Raw genomic sequence first — 21,551 nt, 5'->3', positions numbered from 1 at the left:
ACTTGGACACGAAAAGATTTAAAGCTCTATCTGTTTTTCTGACTGCTTATGCTTTTTTACATACAGATGATAGACGATAACGCACACCGCCATGAACGGGATGCCGCAATAAAGGGCGAGCCGCTGTTCTGAATCAAATGCGAGGCTGATCAGAACAACCGTGTTTAACGTCAGCCCGATAATAGGCAGCACCGGGTACAGCGGTGTTTTAAACTTCAGGTCTTCCACTTTGCCGCCTTCGCGGATGTATTTCCGTCTGAACATCAGCTGTGACAGGGAAATCGTAATCCAGCCGACCTGCGCGCTTAGTCCGGCTAATGATAAGAGAAACATATAAACGACTTCCGGCGCAGCCACCTTAGACAGCAGGGACAGGCAGGCGACGGCCAGCGTCACGATCAGAGCGTTCATCGGCACGCCGCGTTTATTTATTTTGCCGAGCGATTTAAAGGCTTGTCCTTCATTCGCCATGGCATATAGGATACGCGTCGATGCAAACAGGCCTGAGTTGGCCACTGAGAGCAGCGCAATTAAGATAACAAAATTCATAATATCGGCCGCATATGGAATACCGATTTGTTCAAACACCACGACAAACGGGCTTTCGACCACTCCCGCCTGCTTCCACGGAATCATCCCGGCAATGACGATGATGGAGAGAACGAAAAAGACAAGCGTTCTCCATACCGTCTGCCGGATAGAGCGCGGAATCGTTTTCTCGGGATTTTCACTTTCTCCCGCGGCAACCCCGATCAGCTCCGTTCCCTGGAACGCGAAGTTTACGGTAATCATCGTAATAAGCATAGCCTTAATGCCGTTCGGAAACAATCCATCCTCATAAAAATGAGAGAAGAAAGGAGCCTGCTCGCCGTGTTTCATGTCAATCAGGCCGAACATAGCGGCGCCGCCCAAAATTATAAACAGCAGAATGACTAAAATTTTAATGCCGGAAAACCAAAATTCCGACTCAGCGAACGCTTTTGTGGTAATGGCGTTCAAAAGAAACATCAGTCCGACAAACACGAGGCACCATACCCATACGGGAACATGCGGAAACCAGCGGAGCATCAATTGTCCCGCAGATAAAAACTCAATGGCGCATGTTACCGCCCAGCCGAGCCAGTACAGCCAGCCGAATGCGAAACCGAAAGCGGGGCTGATGAATTTGGTTGCGTACGTCTGAAACGACCCTGATACAGGAAGGGCAACCGCAAGCTCGCCTAAGCAGAGCATGGTCAAAAACATAATAAAACCGCCGACCAGATAAGACAGAACCGCGCCCAGCGGTCCCGCCTGGTTAATTGTAAATCCGGTACTCAGGAAAAACCCGGTGCCGATCACTCCGCCCAAAGAAATCATAAACAAATGGCGTGATTTCATTGTGCGCTGAAGCTGATTCTCTTTTTGATTTGTATTCACTATTCTGCACCCCTTCAGCAACTTGTATTGGAACCAAGCCGGTGCTTTGAAACCGATTTGCTGTCCAAAGAGCCTCTATTTGTATATGAATGTTATATGAAATTCATTTTCGTACATAAAGATACATTATACTAAAATACTGTCGCCGCGCAAATAGAGTGTGCTGAATTTTTTATTTGTAAATTCCATACAAGCCGAGGGAAAGCATTGCCGCATCAAGGTTTTACGCGTTTTGAAGCACGTTTGTGATCTTTTGGATCGCCCAGTCCAAGTCTTCCTTGGAAATCATTAACGGCGGTGCAAAACGGATCACGGTATCATGTGTTTCTTTGCATAAAAGCCCTTCGCCTTTCAGCTTTTCACAGTACGGGCGGGCCGCTTCTGTCAGTTCAACGCCGATAAACAGGCCGCGACCGCGCACGTCTTTTATGATCGGGTTATCAATTTTCTCAAGCTCTTCTTTAAAATAACGGCCAAGCTGAAGGGAACGCTCTGCCAGCCCTTCTTCCTCAAGGACTTCAAGAGATGCGAGCGATACCGCGCAAGCGAGCGGGTTTCCGCCGAATGTCGAGCCGTGGGAGCCCGGGTTAAACACGCCGAGAATGTCACGGTTCGCCGCGATGCACGAAATCGGGAAGACGCCCCCGCCGAGCGCTTTGCCTAAGATGAACATATCCGGTACGATATTTTCCCAGTCAACCGCGAATGTTTTCCCTGTGCGGCCGAGTCCCGTCTGAATTTCATCAGCGATCAGAAGTACATTTTCTTCCTTACAAATGGCGGCCGCTTCTTGTAAAAATCCTTCCGGCGGAATGACGATGCCCGCTTCTCCCTGAATCGGTTCGAATAAGAAAGCGGCTGTGTTCGGCGTGATCGCCCGGCGCAGCGCTTCTGCGTCTCCGTATGGAATTAATTTTATACCCGGAAGCATAGGTCCGAAACCGCGTTTATACTCATCTTCTGAAGAAAGGGATACCGCAAGCATCGTTCTGCCGTGGAAGTTGCCGATACACGCAATGATTTCCGCCTGATTATCCGCTACTCCTTTGACCTCATATGCCCAGCGTCTCGCCGCTTTGACAGCGGATTCAACGGCTTCCGCCCCCGTATTCATCGGCAGAATCATATCTTTTCCGGTCAGCTTGGCTGTTTTCTCATAAAACGGACCGAGCTGATCATTATGGAACGCGCGTGACGTCAGAGTGATTTTATCCGCCTGATCCTTCAGCGCCTGAATGATCTTCGGATGTCTGTGCCCCTGGTTCACCGCAGAATAAGCACTCAGCATATCCATATATTGATTGCCTTCAGGGTCTTTTACCCAAACACCCTGCGCTTCGGAAATAACAATCGGCAGAGGATGATAGTTGTTCGCGCCGTAATGTGAAGTTTGGCTGATAATTTCTTGAGATTTTGTGAAAGCTGACATAATCTGATTCCCCCTTGTTTTGTAATCATTCAACATTAGATCTTGCTTTCCCTTTTTATAAAGCAAGTTCCGTGCCAATCCGAAAAAACGGGATGTTTCGCCAGCATTCTTTCTTTTCCCGCAAAATTTTCCGGCAGTTTGCGTGCAAACTTCAGCCAAGCGCAAAATTTTTTTGCGTTTCCCGCTGACAAAATAGGAGCAATCCAATTAGATTGCTCCTATCCAACAATTATTTATTCAATTGTCTCTGATATACAATGTAAGAATATAGTAAAGATAATATGATACAGCCGATTGCCGCAATGAAAATGACTGACACTCTATATACCGGCGGCAAAAAAGCTGCAAGCATCATGAGTATGCCCGCTAAGACAAAAATTTTCGAACTAACCCTGTGTGTATCCTTCCAAACTCTTTCACTGCTCAGCGTCCAAGGTGTTCTTATCCCTAAAAAGAAATTAGGCTTAACGATCTGAATGAAGTTTCCAAACACCATGAAAATGACTCCCACTATAAAGTTTCCTAAATAAGATATAGGGAGATCATATCCCAGGCCGGTCAAGATGGTCATCAGATTAATGACAAACAGAACCGCAAACATTGTATTAAATATAGCCATATATGGCCGGGTAAATGTTTTGTAGTTATTTTTAGGATCAATCTTAGGGATGAGAACCATTAAAATATATAGAATAATCATGATGCCAATAAGCATCGTCATCGCATTAGCTTTCGTTTGGTAATCATTTGCACTTCCGTTTAATCCCCAGTGTGTCGCCAAATTGTCCGGTAAAGATGAATATGTGAAAACCCATGTGAAAACAGTTAAAACTATGATTCCTGCTGAAAAGAGATATTTTTTCATGATTCCCCGCCTTTCTTATTATCATGTTCTGAATCAGTCAGAGAAAAGAACCAGCCTATAAGATCCTGTAATACAGTGGTATTTAATGAATACATAATAAATTGGCCTTTCCTCTCATCGTGAACCAAATCAGTATTTTTCAATATGGTAAGGTGATGAGAAATACTGGGTTTTGACATGTCGAAGTGTTCCGCAATTTCGCCAGCTGTCATGTCTTGTTTCTTTAACAAATCCAAAATTTTTCTCCTTGTAGGATCGGCCAGTGCTTTAAAAGCTTTATTCAAAAACTTTCCCCCTCTCATACGTACATGATTTAGATATTTAAGTATATATCTAAATATCAATCATTTCCCTAAAAAAGTCAATGGTTTTATTACCTCAATTTCCATTTATTTTTAAACATCGTCCAAGCGCAAAATTTTTTTGCGTTTCCCGTTCGATTTATTTTAAAATAATGAATGTTAAGACGATTGAGAGGGGGAATTGATCTGCACACAACCAGCGAATTTTACACACTCGTGTTACAAAGCATTCTGGAAGAGATTGATGTCGGGCTGCATGTGGTGGACGAGAAGGGCAGCACCGTCATTTACAATAAGAAAATGATGCAGATTGAAGATATGGATGAACGGGACGTCCTGCATAAAAACCTGACTGATGTATTTATGTTTTCCAATCAGCAGGACAGTACGCTCGTTCAGGCCCTTCAAGAAGGCAAAACGATTAAAAACGTAAAGCAAAGCTATTTCAATAACAAAGGCCAGGAAATCACGACGATCAACCACACCTTCCCGATTGTGCAAAACGGCGAGATCAAGGGCGCCGTGGAAATCGCCAAGGACGTCACCAAGCTCGAACGGCTGATCAGGGAGAACATGCACAGGAAAGAACAGAACAGCTACACGTTTGACAGTATTCTCGGCAACAGCTCGGTTATTCGGGAAGTCATCGAAAACGCGAAACGGGCAACCCGCACATCATCATCGGTGCTTTTGGCCGGCGAGACGGGAACGGGCAAGGAACTGTTCGCCCAAAGTATTCACAACGGCAGCCAGCGCTCAGGCGCCCCGTTCATCTCACAAAACTGCGCCGCCCTGCCGGACAGCCTGGTCGAAAGTATTTTATTCGGCACGAAAAAAGGCGCCTTTACCGGAGCCATCGACCAGCCCGGCTTATTTGAGCAGGCGCAGGGAGGCACCCTGCTCCTTGATGAGATCAACTCGCTCAATCTCAGCTTGCAGGCAAAACTGCTCCGCGCCCTGCAGGAAAAGAAAATCAGGCGCATCGGATCAGCTCAGGACAAACCGATTGACGTCCGCATCATCGCCACGATGAATGAAGACCCGATCACCGCCATTTCAGAAGAGCGGCTGCGCAAAGATTTATACTACCGCTTAAGCGTTGTCACGCTGATCATTCCCCCGCTCCGGGAGCGCAAGGAGGATATTCTGCCTCTGGCCGAAGTCTTTATCCAGAAAAACAATCACCTGTTCCAAATGCATGTCGATTCGATCAGTGACGATGTGCAGCGATTCTTCCTGGAATATGACTGGCCGGGCAACATTCGCGAGCTTGAACATATGATTGAAGGCGCCATGAACTTTATGACGGATGAAACGACGATTACGGCGGCCCACCTGCCTTATCAATACCGGATGAAAATCAAACCCGCTGACACGGAAAGCAAAGCCGCCGCAAGCACCCAGCCCGGCACAGATTTAAAAGACAAAATGGAAAACTTCGAAAAATACATGATCGAAAAAACCCTGAGAAAACACGGCAATAACATATCCAAAACGGCAAACGAGCTCGGAATCAGCAGACAAAGCCTGCAATACCGCCTGAAAAAATTCGGTCTGGACCGGATGAAATGAATCCATACAAAAAAGGCTGAGATGCTCCTCAGCCTTTCGTTTATATCTGATTGGCAAGCCGCTCTCCGGTAAACCAAAAGTTCTCACTCACTGCCAATGTATGTTCCGTATTCTCGACTTGATGCCACCAATGGCGCGGCGCGTAAATGATTTCTCCCGCCTTTTGTCTGAAGCGGATCGGAGACGCCTTTTGCACCAACGGTTTTTGCTCTATATCTTTTTCATCAAAGACATTGATATTTCCTTCGTACAAATACGGAGAATCGTCCGGATGATAGAAGATCCATTCCTTCTCCCCGAAAATGACGCCGTTCCACGCGTGCGTGTTGTTAAAATCCTGATGCAGCGGTGTGCCTGTCTGCTTAGAACCGAGAAAGAACCATTTCCAGTCCCGTCCCGTTTCTTCATCCGCTCTCAATGTGTCTTTTGTAAAATACTCGGGTGCCGAATAGACAAGGTCTAAGTCATTTTGGTTCAGCTGCGTAAAATTCCAGTCACAGTACCATTTGTCATCATTCTGATCAATGTACTCGATATAGTTGGAAAGCTTTACTTGTTTAAACGTTTTGACCCCTTCGATATCTGATTTCCGGATGGTGACCATTCTATCTCCATAGTGTTCATCAATGTATTCAAGCGTCCACGGCCTGCATTCCCAGTGATCCATTGCCCCCGTCAAAATAAAAGGTTTTTTATCAGCATACTCGCTTACAAAAAGATCGTACGATAACTCATTGATTGTCAGTCTGTCAATGGTCATATCCATTCCCCTTTTATTCGGCAATCTGCCGTTTTTTTTGTTTGGCGTAACTGTATGGACCTGAAAAGATGGTGACGTTTTGATTCTCAAGCCAGAAAATCTTGTTGAACTTCTCCAGCAGGTTTCTGTCATGAGAAACGCAGATGATGGTGCCTTGAAACTGCATCAGGCTGTTTTCGAGAATTTCCTGAGATTCAATATCCAAGTGGTTGGTCGGCTCATCCAGGATCAGGACATTCAGCTTTTTTTCCATTAAGATGGACAGCTTCAGCCTGATTCTCTCACCGCCTGACAGGACGGAAAGTTTTTTAAAGACCGACGACCCGTAAAATCCGTACTTGGCCAGCATATTCCGGGCCATGCCCTCTTCAGTCAGCAGATTTTCTTTAAAGAATTGCAGAATCGTCTGGCTCGAATCTCCGACGTGGCTCTTTTGATCAATGTAGCCTATTTTAAGATTCTCCCCCACTTTAATGGTGCCGTCCGACAGTTCTCTTTCCCCGATGATGCAGCGGATCAGCGTTGTTTTGCCGACGCCGTTTCTGCCGACGATGCCGATTCTGTCTTTATGCTTTATGCGCAGGTTCACATTTTGATATAAAAGGGAAGATCCGTTGGTCACCTTTCCGTTTTCAATGAACACAATATCTTTTGAACCGGCGCCCGCTTCCTGAAATGCGTTTTTTAATTTTTGCTCCGTCCGGACCGGCTTATTAATCAGCTCAATCCTTTTCAGCGCCTTTTCCATATTATTCGCGCGTCTGTGCAGGCCGACAGACGGCGGATTCGAGCGGTTGGCCCAATCTCTCAGCTGGGCGATGGATTCCTTCATCTTCTGTATTTTTCTCTGCTGTTCTTCATATTTCTCAAACTGGGCGATGATGAATTCTTCCCGCTTTTTCAAGTATTCGCTGAACCCGTAAGGCCAAATCTTCACCTCGGTATCGTCAATCTCGAGCACCTTCATCGCCGTTTGGTCGGCAAACGTTTTATCGTGGGTCGTAAACAGAATGGTTTTGTTCGATTTTTTAATAAACCCTTCAAGCCACTCAATCGCATGGACGTCCAAATGGTTGGTCGGCTCGTCCAGCAATATAACGTCGTCGTTGCGGATTAAAATTTCGGCAAGGCCGGCTTTTGTTTTTTCGCCGCCGCTCAGCTTTGAAAACGGCTGATCCTTTAATTCGCTGAGGCTGAGCCCGTTGCACACCTCGTCAATCATCGCATGCATCTGGTAGCCGTTGTTCCGCTCAAATGTTTCCGTGTATTGACTGTATTTTTCCAATAAAGCAGTCAGCTCGTCATCACTCATCGGTTCCGAAAGCTTCAGCTCAATGGCCTTCATTTCCTTCTGGATCGCCGCGAGAGCTTCAAATGATTTTTCCAGATATTGATACAACGTCAGATCTTCATGGGGATCAGCGATCTGCTTCAGCAAACCGACCTTCGCCCCTTTGTTAATCGCAATCGTTCCTTCATCTGCCTCAAGCTCTCCGGAAAGCACCCTGAACAGCGTGCTTTTGCCGGAACCGTTCGGCCCGGCCACAAGCACTTTCTCGCCTTCATTGATGAAAAAAGATACTTGTTTGAAAATCGTATCTCCCGCTAAATTTACCGTAAGATTATGAATATTCAGCAACTCACATCATCCCTTTGTCAATCTGGTTCAAAGCTCGACTTTATTCTGGATGGCGACGCTCGCTTTCAGTTTGTAAAAGCTGAGCATCATAAACAGCGACAATAAGATGGATAATACCCCGATTGCGGTCAGCAGCAAAGCTGAATCAAAATAGTCCGTTAAGAATCCGATAAACGGAAAGGCAATGAACATGAAGAGCGAGGTCATCAAACTGATAATGGACAGCAGCGTGGCTCTCGTTCTGGACGGAATCTCATTATTCACCACCTGACTGGATACGGGTTCTATCACATCATAGAGCGCGTTAATGACGACAAAAGCTGCAATCGTCACGTACAGACTGCCCGAAGGTATAAACAGATAAGCCGCCCCGATGATGCAGAATGTCAGCAGAAGCACGCGCCTCGGCGTGAATTTTTCCGCCGGCTTTGAAGAAAAGATGGAGCACAGCGCCTGCAAGATGGACAGTCCCGCAAAAATAATGGATATATTGCGCACGGACAGCCCTTCCTGACTTAACAAATCCTGTCCGTACATATAAAAAACCGATGTAATCGCAAAGAAAACGGAGAGTGACAGCACCAGATATTTAAAGGCTTTGTTCAGCCTGAAGAAATCTTTGACTTCTTTTAAGATGTCACCGACCGTCTGCGTTTCGTGTTCACTGTTTTCAAATTTGATTTCCGTCAGCTGTGTAATGACCGCCATCGCAATCAGCTGAGTGACAATCCCGGCGATAAACACATACGACCATGATATTTCCTGCAAGTAGCCGCCGATGCCCATGGCGATCGCAAGACCGAGTATGACAAGTCCGTTATAGTTTCCGATGGATTTGCCGTACCACTTTTCTTTCCCTTGTTCTTTCAGTGAATCAAACAAAAAGGCGTGGTCCGTTCCTGATATAAACGTCAGCCCGATACCGTATATAATATGGGCGATGAAGAGGGCAATGAAGTTATGGAAGCTCAGGAACATCACCAAATAGACAATGACCATAAAATGGCCGAGCAAGAGCGATTTTTTTCTCCCGATTCTGTCCGAGATGACGCCGCTCGGCACTTCCGCCAGAAACATCGCCAAATTCAGGACCGATTGCAGGATGCCCACTAGAAACAATGAATAATTCATGCTTGTTAAATATAAAATCCAAATTCCCCGTTCGAAAAAGAAGTTTCCGAAAAAACCGGAGAAGTAAAGCAAATTTCGATTCCGCAAATGAATACCCCTTTCCAGCTATCTGCATTTAACATCATGAACAGAAAGGAGCCCGTCAGTCTTTACACTAAAACCCTCTATACATGGATCTTGCAGATACAGACTTTTCCCAAAACAAATTGGGCAATAATGAGTTGTATTCTCGAATAACCCAAAAAGTTCCTTCTTTTTTTCAGTTCCTATGGCATCAATGATCGTTTTTTTCTTCTCTGGATCGCTGATGTCGCGGATGAAATACTTGATATAGCTCAGCTCATGCATGTAAGCCGGCAGGAACAAATGGAGCTCAATATCAAACCCGCTTTTATCCATATGGTAATAATCATTGAAATGACTGACGCGGGAGACGGATACGTCCGCTCCGGCCCGCCGAAACAGATCAGCCAGCCTTTCAATGATCTCTCCGTTGGGATAATAATCGGCATAAACGATTCGGATCGGCTCTTCTCTTGTCAAAAGGGGCGGATCTTTCTGCGGTGTCCTCCCGCTTTCCCATATACCGATCAGTGAATCAGTCGGTGTGATGATATGCCCCAAATCGCCGGCCAGCTTTTGTTTATCAAAATAATGCTGAATGAAAGTTCTCAGCATGTCGTCCTTTACCTTGAAGGTAAATAACATCGGCAAATGACTTTCTTTAAAATCAGCATACTGCCGATACCTCATGTTTGAATGATGAAACTGGGTGTGGCAGGTCACGTCCGTTTGATTCGCTTCGTACAGACCGATGCTTTTTTCCAGATCATCATTCAAAATAAATTGGATGGTCTGAACCGTGCGGTGATCCGCGGGCGTCATTTTATATTGCGGATTCCGCTCAAATTCCAGCCCCTTCTCAAACGTACGCTTGAATCGGTACGGGCCGTTTTCCGGCACGCCGCCCCCGGCGGTCCCCGGAATCAGAAAGCTGCTCTGCAAAACGGCTTCTATTTCATCAGACGGCTTGTCCAAGGTGACTTCAAAGCGTTTTTCGCCCGTTACGTTCACCCCGAGCTGATCGGATGAGACGAGGCCTTTTACATACGGAACGGCCTGTTTTATGTTCAGGAAACTGCCGAGATGGGGGCTTTGATTTTCTTTCGTCAGATGATAGATGATCGTTTGAACCACACCCTCGGCGTCACCTAAATAGTCCGGGTGAATGTCCACCTGACAGGTGCGGGGATCTTTGCGGATGATCCGGCAGTTATAGCCGTCCTGCAGGCTTTCATACATAATGCTGCAAATCATCTTGCTTGTGTAATCCTGCGTATCTAATGGGTTCAAGCGTATCGGGCTTGTGTCGATTTCTATTTTCAGAGGGTCGCCCGGTTTTCTCGCCGTACGATGCATCGTCTTCATAAAGCGCTTTCCTTTTGAGAAAGCTTCGTTTCTGTAATATGAAGTCCGTCAAAGTCCAGGCCGATGCGGGTATTCAGGGATTTCGGGCTTCCGCCTGCAAGATATGTGATAATGTCATGAGACATAAACGAGGATATAATACCGTTTGTCGCTCCTAAGGAACCTTTGATCGGTTCATCGGGGTAACAGTTCAGAAGTCCGGCCGGCATGTTTTTTTCATAAGTGACGCCGGATTGATAGGATTCAGGCGTAAGCAGAGGCCCCCATTGGCCGCTGAAGCTGCCGACACCCCCGGTCATAAACGCGATATTCCGCTCCTTACAATACCGGTAAACCCATTCAGAAATGTTATGGGGTTTGTCAGCGGCATTTATGACGATATCAATTTCATACGGATCTAACACACGCAGGTCCTGCGGCTGTGTAATTTCCTGATGGTAAAGTGCTGCGTCCGCATGGGGATTGATACCCGCAATATAATCTCTGCATTCTGAGATCTTTAATTTGCCTACAGAAGATTTATTATAGACGAATTGTCTGTTCAGGTTATGTACTGATACGGCATCGAAATCAATGAGAATAAAATGCTGCATGCCCGCCGCCAGAAGGTTTTGAAGAATGATCGTTCCGACGCCCCCCAGACCCACGATCGCTGCCCTGCTGCCGTCTAATCTCTTTTGGATCAGATTGGGGTTTTGGTTGTATTTCTCAAAATGGTACAGCTGCTTTTCAGTGATGCGGCCTTCACGGCCGTTTTGCCATGGTTCTATTAAAGCATCCAATTTCATTAACGCATCGAAAAACTGGTTTCCCGCTTCCTCTCCCAGAAGATCAGAAAGCTCTTGTTTTTCACAGCCGGTGATCAGCCGTTCAACCGCCTCTTTGATCTCACTCGTATGCGTAAGCTTAATCGCCTTCCGATATTGAATGATAATATGCGCCGTGTAGGTCAGCACCTGCACGCTGTCTTTAAACTTCCAGCGCTTACAGTCCGTTGACATCATGACATACCCCCTGAAAGATAATAACTCCCCAATGAGGGGAGTCACGGCTTTACTAGCAGCGATGCACCAAGCTTGCTGTTTCTGTATCAAGATCAAGTTCTTCAATCTTCATCAGTACACACCCCCTTTACCAATAATTAGATATTATCACCAATACTGGAAAAGGACAAGTTATTTTTTGAAAATTTAGAATTTACATATAAATTGTGATATTTCTTCCTGCTTCCCGGTTTATCCCGGCAGCCGGATAATGAACACGGAGCCTTTTCCCTGCTCACTTTTCACTTCAATTGTTCCGTTGTGGCTGTCGATAATGGTTTTTGTAATGGCAAGACCCAGCCCCGCGCCGCCGGATTGACGGGATCGGGAGGTTTCCGTCCTGTAAAACCGGTCAAACAAATGAGGCACATGCTTCGGAGCGATTCCCGTTCCGTTATCCGCAATCATAAGCATGATTCCTCCGTCTTTCTGCAGGGAGACGGTGATGACACCCGTGTCTTCATCCGTATGCTGCACCGCATTGTAAAAGAGATTGAGAATGACCTGCTTCATTTTGTCTTTGTCAAAAATGGCTTCTATCTTTTGATCGACAAAGAACTCGAGCTTCCGGTTTCTCGCGAGCAGCTTCAGCTGAGCCTCCATTTCCAAAATGACGTCTCCCAATGCGCCTTTTTTCATTTCAAAGCTCGGCACCCGGTCAATCTTCGCGAGAAACAGAAGATCCTCTATCAGCTTATTCGCCCTGGCGGATTCCGCGTACATGCTTTGAAGCGCTTTTTCTTTCTGCTCCGGCTTTTCCGCCGCTCCGCGCATTAATATTTCGATAAAGCCATGAATGGAGGTAAGCGGCGTTCTCAGCTCATGTGATGCGTCTGATACAAACTGCCGGATTCGTTCCTTCGCTTCTTTTTCCGCCTGAAAAGAGGTTTCAATCCGTTCCAGCATCTGATTGATAGAGATGCCCAATGACTCAATTTCGGCCTGCTTCCTATCGATCGGCAGCCGTTTATCGAGACTGCCGGCATGAATGTCACCCATCATATGCACAATGCGGGACAGCGGCTTGAGTGTGAGCCGGATCACCGGCAGGAAAACAAACAGTCCGATGACCAAAGCCGCAAAGGAAAGTACCGCGAAAATGCTGATCTGGCGGAAAAGCGAATCATTCAGAGGCTGGGTCAGCGTGCTCATCTGCACAACTCCCGCCGGCCTTCCGTCAACGGAAATCGCCTGAAACACGACGATGATTTCCTCACCCGCCTTATTGTGAGCCACCTGATAGTGAAGCGCCGTTGTATCTGTCAGCGCATCCTGATACACGTTTTTCGGAAAAGAAGGAGCGGCCCCCGCGTGCGGGTCTTCTGATAAAACAGACATCTTGTATGATGGATTGATAAAAGCAACCGTCACCCCGGGGTAAATCAAATTCGGATGAGCCGGTGTTTCGGAACGGGCAAGGGTTTTGATTGACCTCCATACGCTTTGATCCATTGAATTGATATCACTCTGAATGCTGATCGCCTGATTTTCATACATCGTCCGTGTCATAAACATGTACTGAGTGCCGCCGATAAAACATAACAGCAAAGCCAAAATCGCCAGTGACCTGTACAGGAGCTGGAATCGCAGGGTTCTGTACAGCCGCTTCATGCCAGATCCACCCTGTACCCGGCTCCCCGAACCGTGCGAATCACCTTGTGTTCTTTGTCCTTCAGCTTTTCGCGCAAAGAACGGATGTACACCTCGACGATATTGTCTTCTCCGAGGACCGTTCCGTGATGAAGCCCCATCGTTAAAGAATCAATGAGTGCAGACTCGCCGTCTGCACTCAGCAGCTTGATGCCTTTCAACTTCTCCATGATGCAGTCTCTCCTTAGATGTATCAGCCTGTGTTTATTTTTTTCGCTTCCCCTTCTATTATTCGCTTTTATCTGAAACAAAACGGAGCCATCTGCAAATAACAACAAAAAGCTGCCAGCAGTTTCATCTGCCGCTTCAATTCAGCAGCACCAGTCTGTTTCAATCACAAAGTTCTAAGTTCATGTCTGCCTTTTTCTAAATATACCCATTTCCAACTGAACGTGTTGTGACCCGCGTTCAGTTCTTTTTTATGGCTTCTGAAAAAAGGCATAAAAAAAGCGCCCTGAAAAAGGACGTTTGATATGACATGTTTCATGTTCTTAAATTCTGCATTCTAAAATAATTCTTCCTTCACATTCACCTTCAATTTCATTCAATACGATGATCACATCAGCCGTTTTCATGTGTTTCACCTCCCTGTTTCATAATAGTATAATATTAACAAATAAATCAATAAAAAACAGCCCGGATGTCCGGGCTGTTTTTTTATTTCTGTAATCGATCCGCTTCTGTCAGTTTGACTTCCGCTGTTTTTTTCTTTCCCGAACGGTAGAACGTGATGTTCACACGGTCGCCGATCTTTTTGCGATACAGGCGCTCACGGAGATCCACAACGTCATTGACCTTATGTCCGTCGAACCCGGTAATCACGTCGAGTTTTTTCAAACCCGCTTTTCCCGCCGGTGAAAACGCGTCGACACCCATAATGACCGCCCCGGTTTTAACGCCTTTCGGAAGTTTCAGCGTCTGGCTCCAATGGTAGCTCGCAATATCCGTTAAGGATTTCATCTCAATACCGAGAAAAGGCCGTCTGACTTCTCCGTATTTTTCTATATCCTGAATAACGGGAATGACAAGCTTTGACGGGATGGACAGGCCGATTCCTTCAACGGCGGATTCAGCGATCTTCATTGAGTTGATGCCGACCACCTTGCCCGATATATCCATTAAAGCGCCGCCGCTGTTGCCGGGGTTAATCGCGGCATCGGTCTGCAGCACTTCCGCATTCCAATCCGGCTGTCCGTCGCCGTTTGAGTCAACGGGCACCGCCCTTTCCGTGCCTGAAATGATCCCCTGTGTCACTGATCCCGCAAATTCAAGCCCGAGCGGATTTCCGATCGCAATGACCGGTTCTCCGACTTTGACTTGATCGGAATTGCCGAACTGGGCGGCCGATTTGATTTTATCAGATTTCACCTTCAGCACGGCGAGATCCATCAGACGGTCGCTCCCGATCAGCTCAGCAGGCACGCGTGAGCCATCCTTCAGGCTGATCTCAATCTCAGTCGCACCTTCAATGACATGGTGATTGGTTACGATATAAGAAGTGTTTCCGTTCTTTTTGTAAATGACGCCGGACCCGCTTCCCGCTTCGCCGCCCTCTCCCCAAATATCGGTCTTTTGGATATTGAGAACGCCGACTACCGAATCCGATACACGGCTGACCATATTCGTGACAGCGTCATTGACATTTACGTTGACTGTTTTCACCTGTTCGCTGCCGAGACGCTGGCTGGTGCTTTTGCTGCTTTCCCCATGGTCTCCGCCTGTCCAGTACGGCAGCAGGAATGCCATGAGCGCGGCCCCGACGATGACGCCGATCAGACTTGATAGAAAGTACCCTCTCTTGCTGCAGCGGGGCTGTTCGGAGGCGTACTGTTCATCATCGCGATTATAATCCACCCTATCTCAAATCCTTTCAAGAGTACTCGATTTGCTTATAGTGTGGGTCAGATCGCGGATTAATAATCATGATTCATTTGGAAAAATTACACGGCGCACAGCGGCGTCGGGATTTTCGGATCGGTATCAAATAACTGAAACGTTTCCCCGGCGACAAATCCTTTCGCAGCCAATGTCTGCTGCACGGACATTCTCGCCAGTTCCTTCATATTGTTGTCCTGGCTCAGATGCGCCAAATAGATGCGCGATGTGCCGTCGCCGATGACATCAGTCATGGCGAGCGCCGCGTCTTCATTGGAGACGTGGCCGACATCGCTTAAAATCCGCCGCTTAATGCTCCATGGGTATCTGCCCATTTGCAGCATGCCGACATCATGGTTGCTTTCAAACACAAACACATTGGCCGAACGGATAATGCCTTTCATTCTGTCGCTCACATACCCGGTGTCCGTCATCAGCGCGAGCTTTCTGCCTTGGTAGTGGAAAACATAAAACATCGGCTCGGCCGCGTCATGAGAGACGCCGAATGACTCAACATCAAGCCCGCCGAAGGATTTCACGCTTTCCATCGGGAACAAAAACTTTTGTCCGGTATCCAGCTTGCCGATCTGATTTTCCATCGCTTTCCACGTCTTTTCATTGGCGTAGACGGGAAGTCCGTACTTTCTCGCAATGACGCCGAGCCCTTTAATATGGTCGCTGTGCTCGTGAGTGACAAAAATGCCGTCGACGTCGTCTATCTTGCGGCCGATTCTCTCCATCAGCCCGTCCATCGCTTTACCGCTCAGGCCGGCATCCACCAGAAAAGAGTGCTCATCTGTCTCCAGATAAAACGCGTTTCCGGTACTCCCGCTCGCAAGCACGCTAAATTGCAAGCCCATTGTGTCTCACTCCATTATTTATTTTGATTGTTATCAATGACTGTACTTTCCAATGCATTCACAGTGTACGTTTGCAGTGTCTTTTTCTTCGTCCCTTTTGACTTATCTTCGATTGTAATTCTCCATACCGGCGCCAGCACCTGCGTACTTGTCAGCGGATATTGGGCAATATAGCCGAACTTAACGCTTTTAACGGCGCAATTCGCTTTTAAGTAATTTTGAGAATACAATAATTCGACCGCATCAAGCTCAGGAATCAGGCTCTCCGTCTGGATTCGCTTGAATGACTCCAGCATGGTCTGCTCGTAAGATACGACCTCGTTTTTATCGTTCAGATGCAGAATCACCTGTCCGATCGCATCCGTGGACGAGTCAAAATCCTGATAAATCAACTGGCCGTCATACATCTGGTAAAAAATGATCTGTTTTTTATCCTTGTCGACTTTCCACAGTTTATATTTTTCACCGCCGGTTATTTTAGAGCTGACGAGCGATTCCGCATCCTCCTGCGGTTTTTGCTTCGATAAACCGACCGGATCGGTAAATTTCATTTTCAGCGTCGTAACCTTGTGATCATCCGCCGGCATCTCCATTAAAGGCTTTTGATCTTTCAAAGCATCAATATCTTCAGCGGTAAATACCTTTTGGCCCGCCGTCAGCCGGTAGCCCGTCGCGGAATCAGAAGACAGGTTGCCGAAAGTGATATGATCCATCTCCATGTCTTTTTCCACATTTGAATTTTTAATCACTTCGTATTCACTGCTCGAGCGTTTTTCAAAAAACTGATAGCCGAGAAAAATATCGAGGATGAGGAAGGCAATGATGAAGATCGTTTTTGTCTTATTCCACTCCATTATCGTCCTCCTCCTTCCCCAGCAGATCTTTCGTAATCGGGACGATCTTCCCGTTGATTTTCATACTCCAGACGGGTTCCAGCTCAACGAGATCATTCGTTGATGAAGAGACCATTTGATAGGACAGGAAGATCTGGTCGATTTTATTCACGTCGTATTTATCCTGCTGCTCCAGCAGAGACACAACCTCATTGCCGTTCATCATTTTTACGTCTTTTGTTTTAATCGGATTCGGTCCGAGAACATAGTTCGGCCGCTTGTAGCTGAGAACCTCGTCATTGGCCCATTGAAGGGTCAAAACAGGTCCGGATCCGAAAGGCTTAGACGTGCTGTTGATCACGGGCATTTGGTCTTTAAACATGTAGAAACTCAGCTGCTGGTTATCACTCACATTGAAAAATTGATAATGATCCGTCCAGCTTCCCGTATCCTCTAAATATTTATAGCTTTTCTTAATCAGCTCCCCTGTTTGATAAGAAGCGCTTTGTGCCAGGTTCCGATGCTGGAATTGAATCTGCCGCTGTGTCGAATTGATTTCCAGACGGCTGATTCCGTCAGTCAGCACATTCCGATTGTAATTCGGGTCTTCTCTGACCGTGCTCGGATCATTAAAAAGCGTCTGCTTAAACAGGTTCGTCTTAATGGTTTCAGTGATAAATTCTTTTTCCTTCATATTAAACCGCGCATTCGGCATGAGAAATTCTTTGCTTTTTCCGACCGAATAGAGGTGGTATAACGGCATACTCGACTTTTTGCTGTACAGCTCATTCATCAGATTGCGGTAATTCGCCGATTCCACAGTCACTTCCAAAATCAGCTGCTTGCTGTATGAGACCATGTAAATCTTCTTATTTGTCTTATTCTCATTAAACGGAATGACAATATGGTCAAAGGAGCTGTATTCCATTGACGGATTCGACCATTTAAACATCGTTTGGAAGAAATCAATCGGAATAGTGTCATTGAATTGCAGATCGAGCTTTGCCGAGTTGCCGTTTCTGCCGTAAAGCCAATTTTTAAAACCGAGCTTGTCGTATTGATCGGAAATATCCTTCATCCCTTTTACTTCCCATTGCGGCAAATCCGCCCACAGGTCATTAAAGAGCGTCTCATCATCCACTTTATAATGAGAGCCGTTTGTATGAATAAACATATCCCGGGGTTTTACCGTTTGCGACACTTTTTGGCTCGTTTTATCAATTTTATGCTTTTCCCGGACAGTCGATTTGGTTGAGGCCGTGCCTTCTGAAAAATTGGGCTGGAATGTCCAAATTCCCCATGTTAAAACAAGACTAATGACGACCAGCACTGACAGTATGACTGTTTTTATATTTTCACGCCTCATCCCAATCATCCTCTTGCTCTTCTTTATATGGAAGAGTAAATGTAATCTTCGTTCCTTTGCCTTCTACACTGTCGGCCCAAATGTCTCCGCCGTGAGCCTGAACCATCTCTTTTGCAATCGCAAGGCCGAGCCCGGTGCCGCCGAGTTTTCTTGTGCGCGCTTTATCCACTCTGTAGAAACGGTCAAAGACTTTTTCCACATCTTTTTTCGGAATGCCGATACCTTCATCTTTTACGCTGATATAAAGCAGCTCTTCTTTCTCATTCACATCGACTGAGAAAGTCACATGTCCGCCTTCCGGTGAGTATTTCAGTGCGTTAGAAATGATATTATCGAGAACCTGCGTCACTTTATCCTGATCAATCTCCACGTACAGATTTCTGTCCGGAAGCTCGCGGATAAATTCGACATGCTGTTCTTTCGTCATTTCAAAACGATCGATAATCAGTGACATAAAGCGGATCATATGAATCCACTCCCGATTAAACTGATAATCTTTGCTGTCGAATTTAGAAAGCTGGAGCAGGTCGTTCACCAATCTGATCATGCGCTCAGTCTCATTTTGGGTCACCATTAAGAAACGCGGAGCGATATCTTTGTTTTCCCACGCGCCCTCTGCAAGCGCCTCTAAATAGCTTCGCATGGTCGTCAGCGGTGTCCGCAGCTCATGAGACACGTTGGCAACGAACTCTCTGCGTTCCCGATCGAGTTTTTCCTGTTCGGTGACATCATAAAGAACCGCGATTAAACCGTCGATTTTTCCGTGCTCTCTCTGAATAACGGAAAAATTCACCCGCAGTACAGTCGTCTCATCGTCACGTTCGATCTCCAGCAGCATTGAATCCTGCTGTTCTACTAAATCCTCAAATGTAAAGTTCTCTTTTATGCCCAATAAAGACGTAATCGGCATCTCTAAAGCCGTTTCACGTGAAACATTCAGCAGCTCAAGCGCAGGGCTGTTTAAAAGAATAATAGCCCCGTTGCGATTCGTAGCGATGACACCGTCCGTCATATACGCGATAACGGAAGAAAGCTTTCTTCTCTCCCCTTCCGTCATGGCTTGGGCATCTTCAAGCTCTCTCGTCAGATGGTTGAACGTCGTTGCGAGCTGACCGATTTCATCATGCCCGTATTTCCGCACCTTTCTGGAGAAATTCCCTTTTGCCAGTTCCATCGCCTGCTTACGCATATCTGAGAGCGGATGGGTAATGGTACGGGCGAGAAATATACCGAGAAGAGCCGTCAGAACAAGGGCTAAGCCTGTTCCTGAAGCAAGAATCGAGTTGACGGTTTTCATCTGGTTAAAGGTATCTTCCATACTGGCCACGACATAAATCGCGCCGACAACTTCCTGATTCTCTGTGACGACAGGTTTTGCTGAAATCAGCACTCTGTTTTTGCTTTTAGGATCATAATATTTTTTTGAATAGGCCTGTTTTGTTGAGAAAATCCGTTTAAAAATCGGGTCAGTCGTCTGTTTCCCCGCTATTTCCTCGCCATAAGGCCTCGAAGAACCGACGACCTCATAGCTTTTATCAACAAATGTAATCTCCCGTATTTCATTGTTTTTCGTAAAATCATTCAAAATCCGTTTGACGTCATCTTTAATGACGGTGCTGTCATTATCTCCTTTATATTCCTGCTCAATATAATAGGATAGATTGTCAATGCGCTGATTTAACGATAATTCATAGGACTTGAGAAGAGAATTCTCCACCTGTTTCACAAAGTACACGCCGATAATCTGCATGGCGATGATAATGAGAAGCACATAGATCAGCGTGATCTTAAACTGAATCGACCGAAAAAAACCAACCTTATTCATCGCCGGTTAGTCCTGTTCAGGGTTTCTCAAGTAATAACCGACACCCCGTCTTGTGACGATCCAGTTCGGATGGCTCGGATTATCCTCGATTTTCTCGCGAAGGCGGCGCACTGTTACATCCACCGTTCTCACGTCACCGAAATAGTCATAGCCCCACACAGTCTGCAGCAGATGCTCACGCGTCATAACCTGTCCGATATGTTTGGCTAAGTAATGAAGCAATTCAAACTCACGATGAGTCAGCTCGATCGTTTCTTCTCTTTTTGATACGACATAAGCGTCAGGGAAGATGACGAGAGAACCGATATGAATGTCATTAGAAGCTGATTCTTCCTCAGCCGGCGCAACCGTAAGCTGGCGGCGCAGGTTCGCTTTGACGCGAGCCAGAAGCTCACGCGTGCTGAAAGGCTTCGTGACATAGTCATCCGCTCCGATTTCAAGCCCGATGACTTTGTCAATCTCCGAGTCTTTTGCCGTCAGCATAATAATCGGCATATCATATTTTTTCCGGACTTCCCGGCACACTTCAACTCCGTCTTTATTCGGAAGCATAATATCTAAAAGAATTAAATCAGGCTGAAGCTCCTCCACCATTTCCACGGCTTCGTTTCCGTCGTACGCACAATGCACGTCATAGCCTTCTTTTCTTAAATTAAACTCTAATATATCTGCAATCGGTTTTTCATCATCGACTACAAGGATTTTCTTATCCATCATCTTGATTTTCCTCCTGCCAGAATGACTTCATTTCATCTATTGATGTTTCATGATGATCACAATTCGGATCGTGAAAAACGTTCCCCGTCTATTATAACGGTTTCAGGTCAAAAGATAAAAAAATTAAAGAGAACAGCGCAAAAACGTATTGAACTGCCATCCTTTTGTCATGTTTTTTATTTTCTTTTAAAAAATAATATTTTTTTGAAACCTCACGAAAAAAAACGCCGTCTAGTGTTTGACGTCTTCTTCTGGGCCGGCTGAAAAGCCGGCTCTCCCTTTTTTTATAACAAAAGAAAAAACGCACCTACTATTGCAGATGCGTTTGGGTAAGTGGCTCGGGACGGAATCGAACCGCCGACACACGGATTTTCAGTCCGTTGCTCTACCAACTGAGCTACCGAGCCAGATGTTTCTTTTCTATACTATAAAGTAAAGTAAAATGGCGGTCCGGACGGGACTCGAACCCGCGACCTCCTGCGTGACAGGCAGGCATTCTAACCAACTGAACTACCGGACCTTACAGTAATTTGTCCGGAGAGCCGTATCGTGGCGGCCCTCCGAGGACAAATAAGGAGTTAGCAATAACGCTAAAGTAAATCAATGACCCGTACGGGATTCGAACCCGTGTTACCGCCGTGAAAGGGCGGTGTCTTAACCGCTTGACCAACGGGCCATAAAAAGTGGTGAGCCATGAAGGACTCGAACCTTCGACCCTCTGATTAAAAGTCAGATGCTCTACCAACTGAGCTAATGGCTCTTGATGTGTCGGATTATGTATCATAGAGCATTCAGACAAAAGCTTTCTTGCAGTACTCTATTGAAGCTGTTCCGTAA

Annotated in this window: 18 protein-coding genes and 4 tRNA genes; 1 reads left to right on the top strand and 21 read right to left on the bottom strand. The window is 46.2% G+C overall.

What is annotated here, in order from left to right; genetic code table 11:
* Window positions 1-18: 18 nt before the first annotated feature.
* From SB724_RS13215 to SB724_RS13200, 4 genes are all read right to left on the bottom strand, one after another.
* Window positions 19-1,419, bottom strand: a complete 1,401-nt coding sequence (locus tag SB724_RS13215; protein ID WP_012118885.1) for an amino acid permease — start codon at window positions 1,417-1,419, stop codon at window positions 19-21.
* A 223-nt stretch (window positions 1,420-1,642) separates the two neighbouring features.
* A complete protein-coding gene (locus tag SB724_RS13210; protein WP_004393130.1) occupies window positions 1,643-2,848 on the bottom strand; it encodes an ornithine--oxo-acid transaminase in 1,206 nt (401 codons plus the stop codon).
* A gap of 229 nt (window positions 2,849-3,077) precedes the next feature.
* Window positions 3,078-3,713: an SdpI family protein gene (locus tag SB724_RS13205; RefSeq protein ID WP_326155455.1), complete on the bottom strand. Its 636-nt coding sequence runs from the start codon at window positions 3,711-3,713 to the stop codon at window positions 3,078-3,080.
* The gene (locus SB724_RS13200) at window positions 3,710-3,997 is read right to left on the bottom strand and encodes an autorepressor SdpR family transcription factor (RefSeq protein WP_032875437.1); all 288 of its coding nucleotides are present in this window, start codon (window positions 3,995-3,997) and stop codon (window positions 3,710-3,712) included. The genes SB724_RS13205 and SB724_RS13200 overlap by 4 nt, the downstream gene beginning before the upstream one ends.
* Before the next feature lie 174 nt (window positions 3,998-4,171).
* Here SB724_RS13200 and SB724_RS13195 point away from each other — a divergent pair, with 174 nt between their 5' ends.
* Window positions 4,172-5,587 carry a sigma-54 interaction domain-containing protein gene (locus SB724_RS13195; RefSeq protein WP_007614954.1) on the top strand — a complete coding sequence of 472 codons (1,416 nt, stop codon included), beginning with the start codon at window positions 4,172-4,174 and terminating at the stop codon, window positions 5,585-5,587.
* Window positions 5,588-5,627: 40 nt separating this feature from the next.
* On the opposite strand, the gene SB724_RS13190 is transcribed toward SB724_RS13195, so the two are convergent.
* The 17 genes from SB724_RS13190 to SB724_RS13110 form a co-directional block, all read right to left on the bottom strand.
* Window positions 5,628-6,347, bottom strand: a complete 720-nt coding sequence (locus SB724_RS13190; RefSeq protein WP_007407887.1) for a cupin-like domain-containing protein — start codon at window positions 6,345-6,347, stop codon at window positions 5,628-5,630.
* Window positions 6,348-6,360: 13 nt separating this feature from the next.
* On the bottom strand, window positions 6,361-7,986 hold the full coding sequence (locus SB724_RS13185; RefSeq protein WP_007614956.1) for an ABC-F family ATP-binding cassette domain-containing protein: 1,626 nt from the start codon (window positions 7,984-7,986) through the stop codon (window positions 6,361-6,363).
* 27 nt (window positions 7,987-8,013) lie between these two features.
* On the bottom strand, window positions 8,014-9,204 hold the full coding sequence (locus SB724_RS13180; RefSeq protein WP_014306161.1) for an MFS transporter: 1,191 nt from the start codon (window positions 9,202-9,204) through the stop codon (window positions 8,014-8,016).
* Window positions 9,205-9,222: 18 nt separating this feature from the next.
* Window positions 9,223-10,545, bottom strand: coding sequence for an ABC transporter substrate-binding protein (locus SB724_RS13175; RefSeq protein WP_410571449.1), 1,323 nt, complete (start codon window positions 10,543-10,545; stop codon window positions 9,223-9,225).
* A complete protein-coding gene (locus SB724_RS13170; protein ID WP_410571447.1) occupies window positions 10,542-11,549 on the bottom strand; it encodes a ThiF family adenylyltransferase in 1,008 nt (335 codons plus the stop codon). Before SB724_RS13170 ends, SB724_RS13175 begins: the two co-directional genes overlap by 4 nt.
* A 231-nt stretch (window positions 11,550-11,780) precedes the next feature.
* Window positions 11,781-13,199 carry a sensor histidine kinase gene (locus SB724_RS13165; protein WP_265972528.1) on the bottom strand — a complete coding sequence of 473 codons (1,419 nt, stop codon included), beginning with the start codon at window positions 13,197-13,199 and terminating at the stop codon, window positions 11,781-11,783.
* Entirely contained in the window at window positions 13,196-13,408 is a 213-nt protein-coding gene (locus SB724_RS13160; RefSeq protein ID WP_032875422.1) for a winged helix-turn-helix domain-containing protein, read from the bottom strand. The genes SB724_RS13165 and SB724_RS13160 overlap by 4 nt, the downstream gene beginning before the upstream one ends.
* A 487-nt stretch (window positions 13,409-13,895) precedes the next feature.
* Window positions 13,896-15,092: a S1C family serine protease gene (locus SB724_RS13155; protein WP_410571444.1), complete on the bottom strand. Its 1,197-nt coding sequence runs from the start codon at window positions 15,090-15,092 to the stop codon at window positions 13,896-13,898.
* Between the two features lie 86 nt (window positions 15,093-15,178).
* A complete protein-coding gene (locus SB724_RS13150) occupies window positions 15,179-15,973 on the bottom strand; it encodes an MBL fold metallo-hydrolase (protein ID WP_007614969.1) in 795 nt (264 codons plus the stop codon).
* 14 nt (window positions 15,974-15,987) lie between these two features.
* Window positions 15,988-16,827, bottom strand: coding sequence for a two-component system regulatory protein YycI (locus tag SB724_RS13145; RefSeq protein ID WP_160222781.1), 840 nt, complete (start codon window positions 16,825-16,827; stop codon window positions 15,988-15,990).
* Entirely contained in the window at window positions 16,814-18,172 is a 1,359-nt protein-coding gene (gene yycH / locus SB724_RS13140; RefSeq protein WP_015418614.1) for a two-component system activity regulator YycH, read from the bottom strand. The genes SB724_RS13145 and yycH overlap by 14 nt, the downstream gene beginning before the upstream one ends.
* Window positions 18,162-19,997, bottom strand: coding sequence for a cell wall metabolism sensor histidine kinase WalK (gene walK, locus SB724_RS13135; RefSeq protein WP_004393106.1), 1,836 nt, complete (start codon window positions 19,995-19,997; stop codon window positions 18,162-18,164). The genes yycH and walK overlap by 11 nt, the downstream gene beginning before the upstream one ends.
* Window positions 19,998-20,003: 6 nt before the next feature.
* A complete protein-coding gene (walR, locus tag SB724_RS13130) occupies window positions 20,004-20,711 on the bottom strand; it encodes a cell wall metabolism DNA-binding response regulator WalR (RefSeq protein WP_004393104.1) in 708 nt (235 codons plus the stop codon).
* A 337-nt stretch (window positions 20,712-21,048) separates the two neighbouring features.
* Window positions 21,049-21,121, bottom strand: a tRNA-Phe gene (locus SB724_RS13125).
* A gap of 36 nt (window positions 21,122-21,157) precedes the next feature.
* Window positions 21,158-21,234, bottom strand: a tRNA-Asp gene (locus tag SB724_RS13120).
* An 84-nt stretch (window positions 21,235-21,318) separates the two neighbouring features.
* Window positions 21,319-21,390: transfer RNA gene (locus SB724_RS13115), tRNA-Glu, on the bottom strand.
* 8 nt (window positions 21,391-21,398) lie between these two features.
* A tRNA-Lys gene (locus SB724_RS13110) sits at window positions 21,399-21,474 on the bottom strand.
* Window positions 21,475-21,551 lie beyond the last annotated feature (77 nt).

The sequence above is a fragment of the Bacillus sp. SIMBA_031 genome (assembly GCF_046535225.1).
In the GTDB taxonomy this organism is placed as follows: Bacteria; Bacillota; Bacilli; order Bacillales; family Bacillaceae; genus Bacillus; species Bacillus velezensis.
This window is presented reverse-complemented; position numbering and strand designations above follow the sequence as displayed.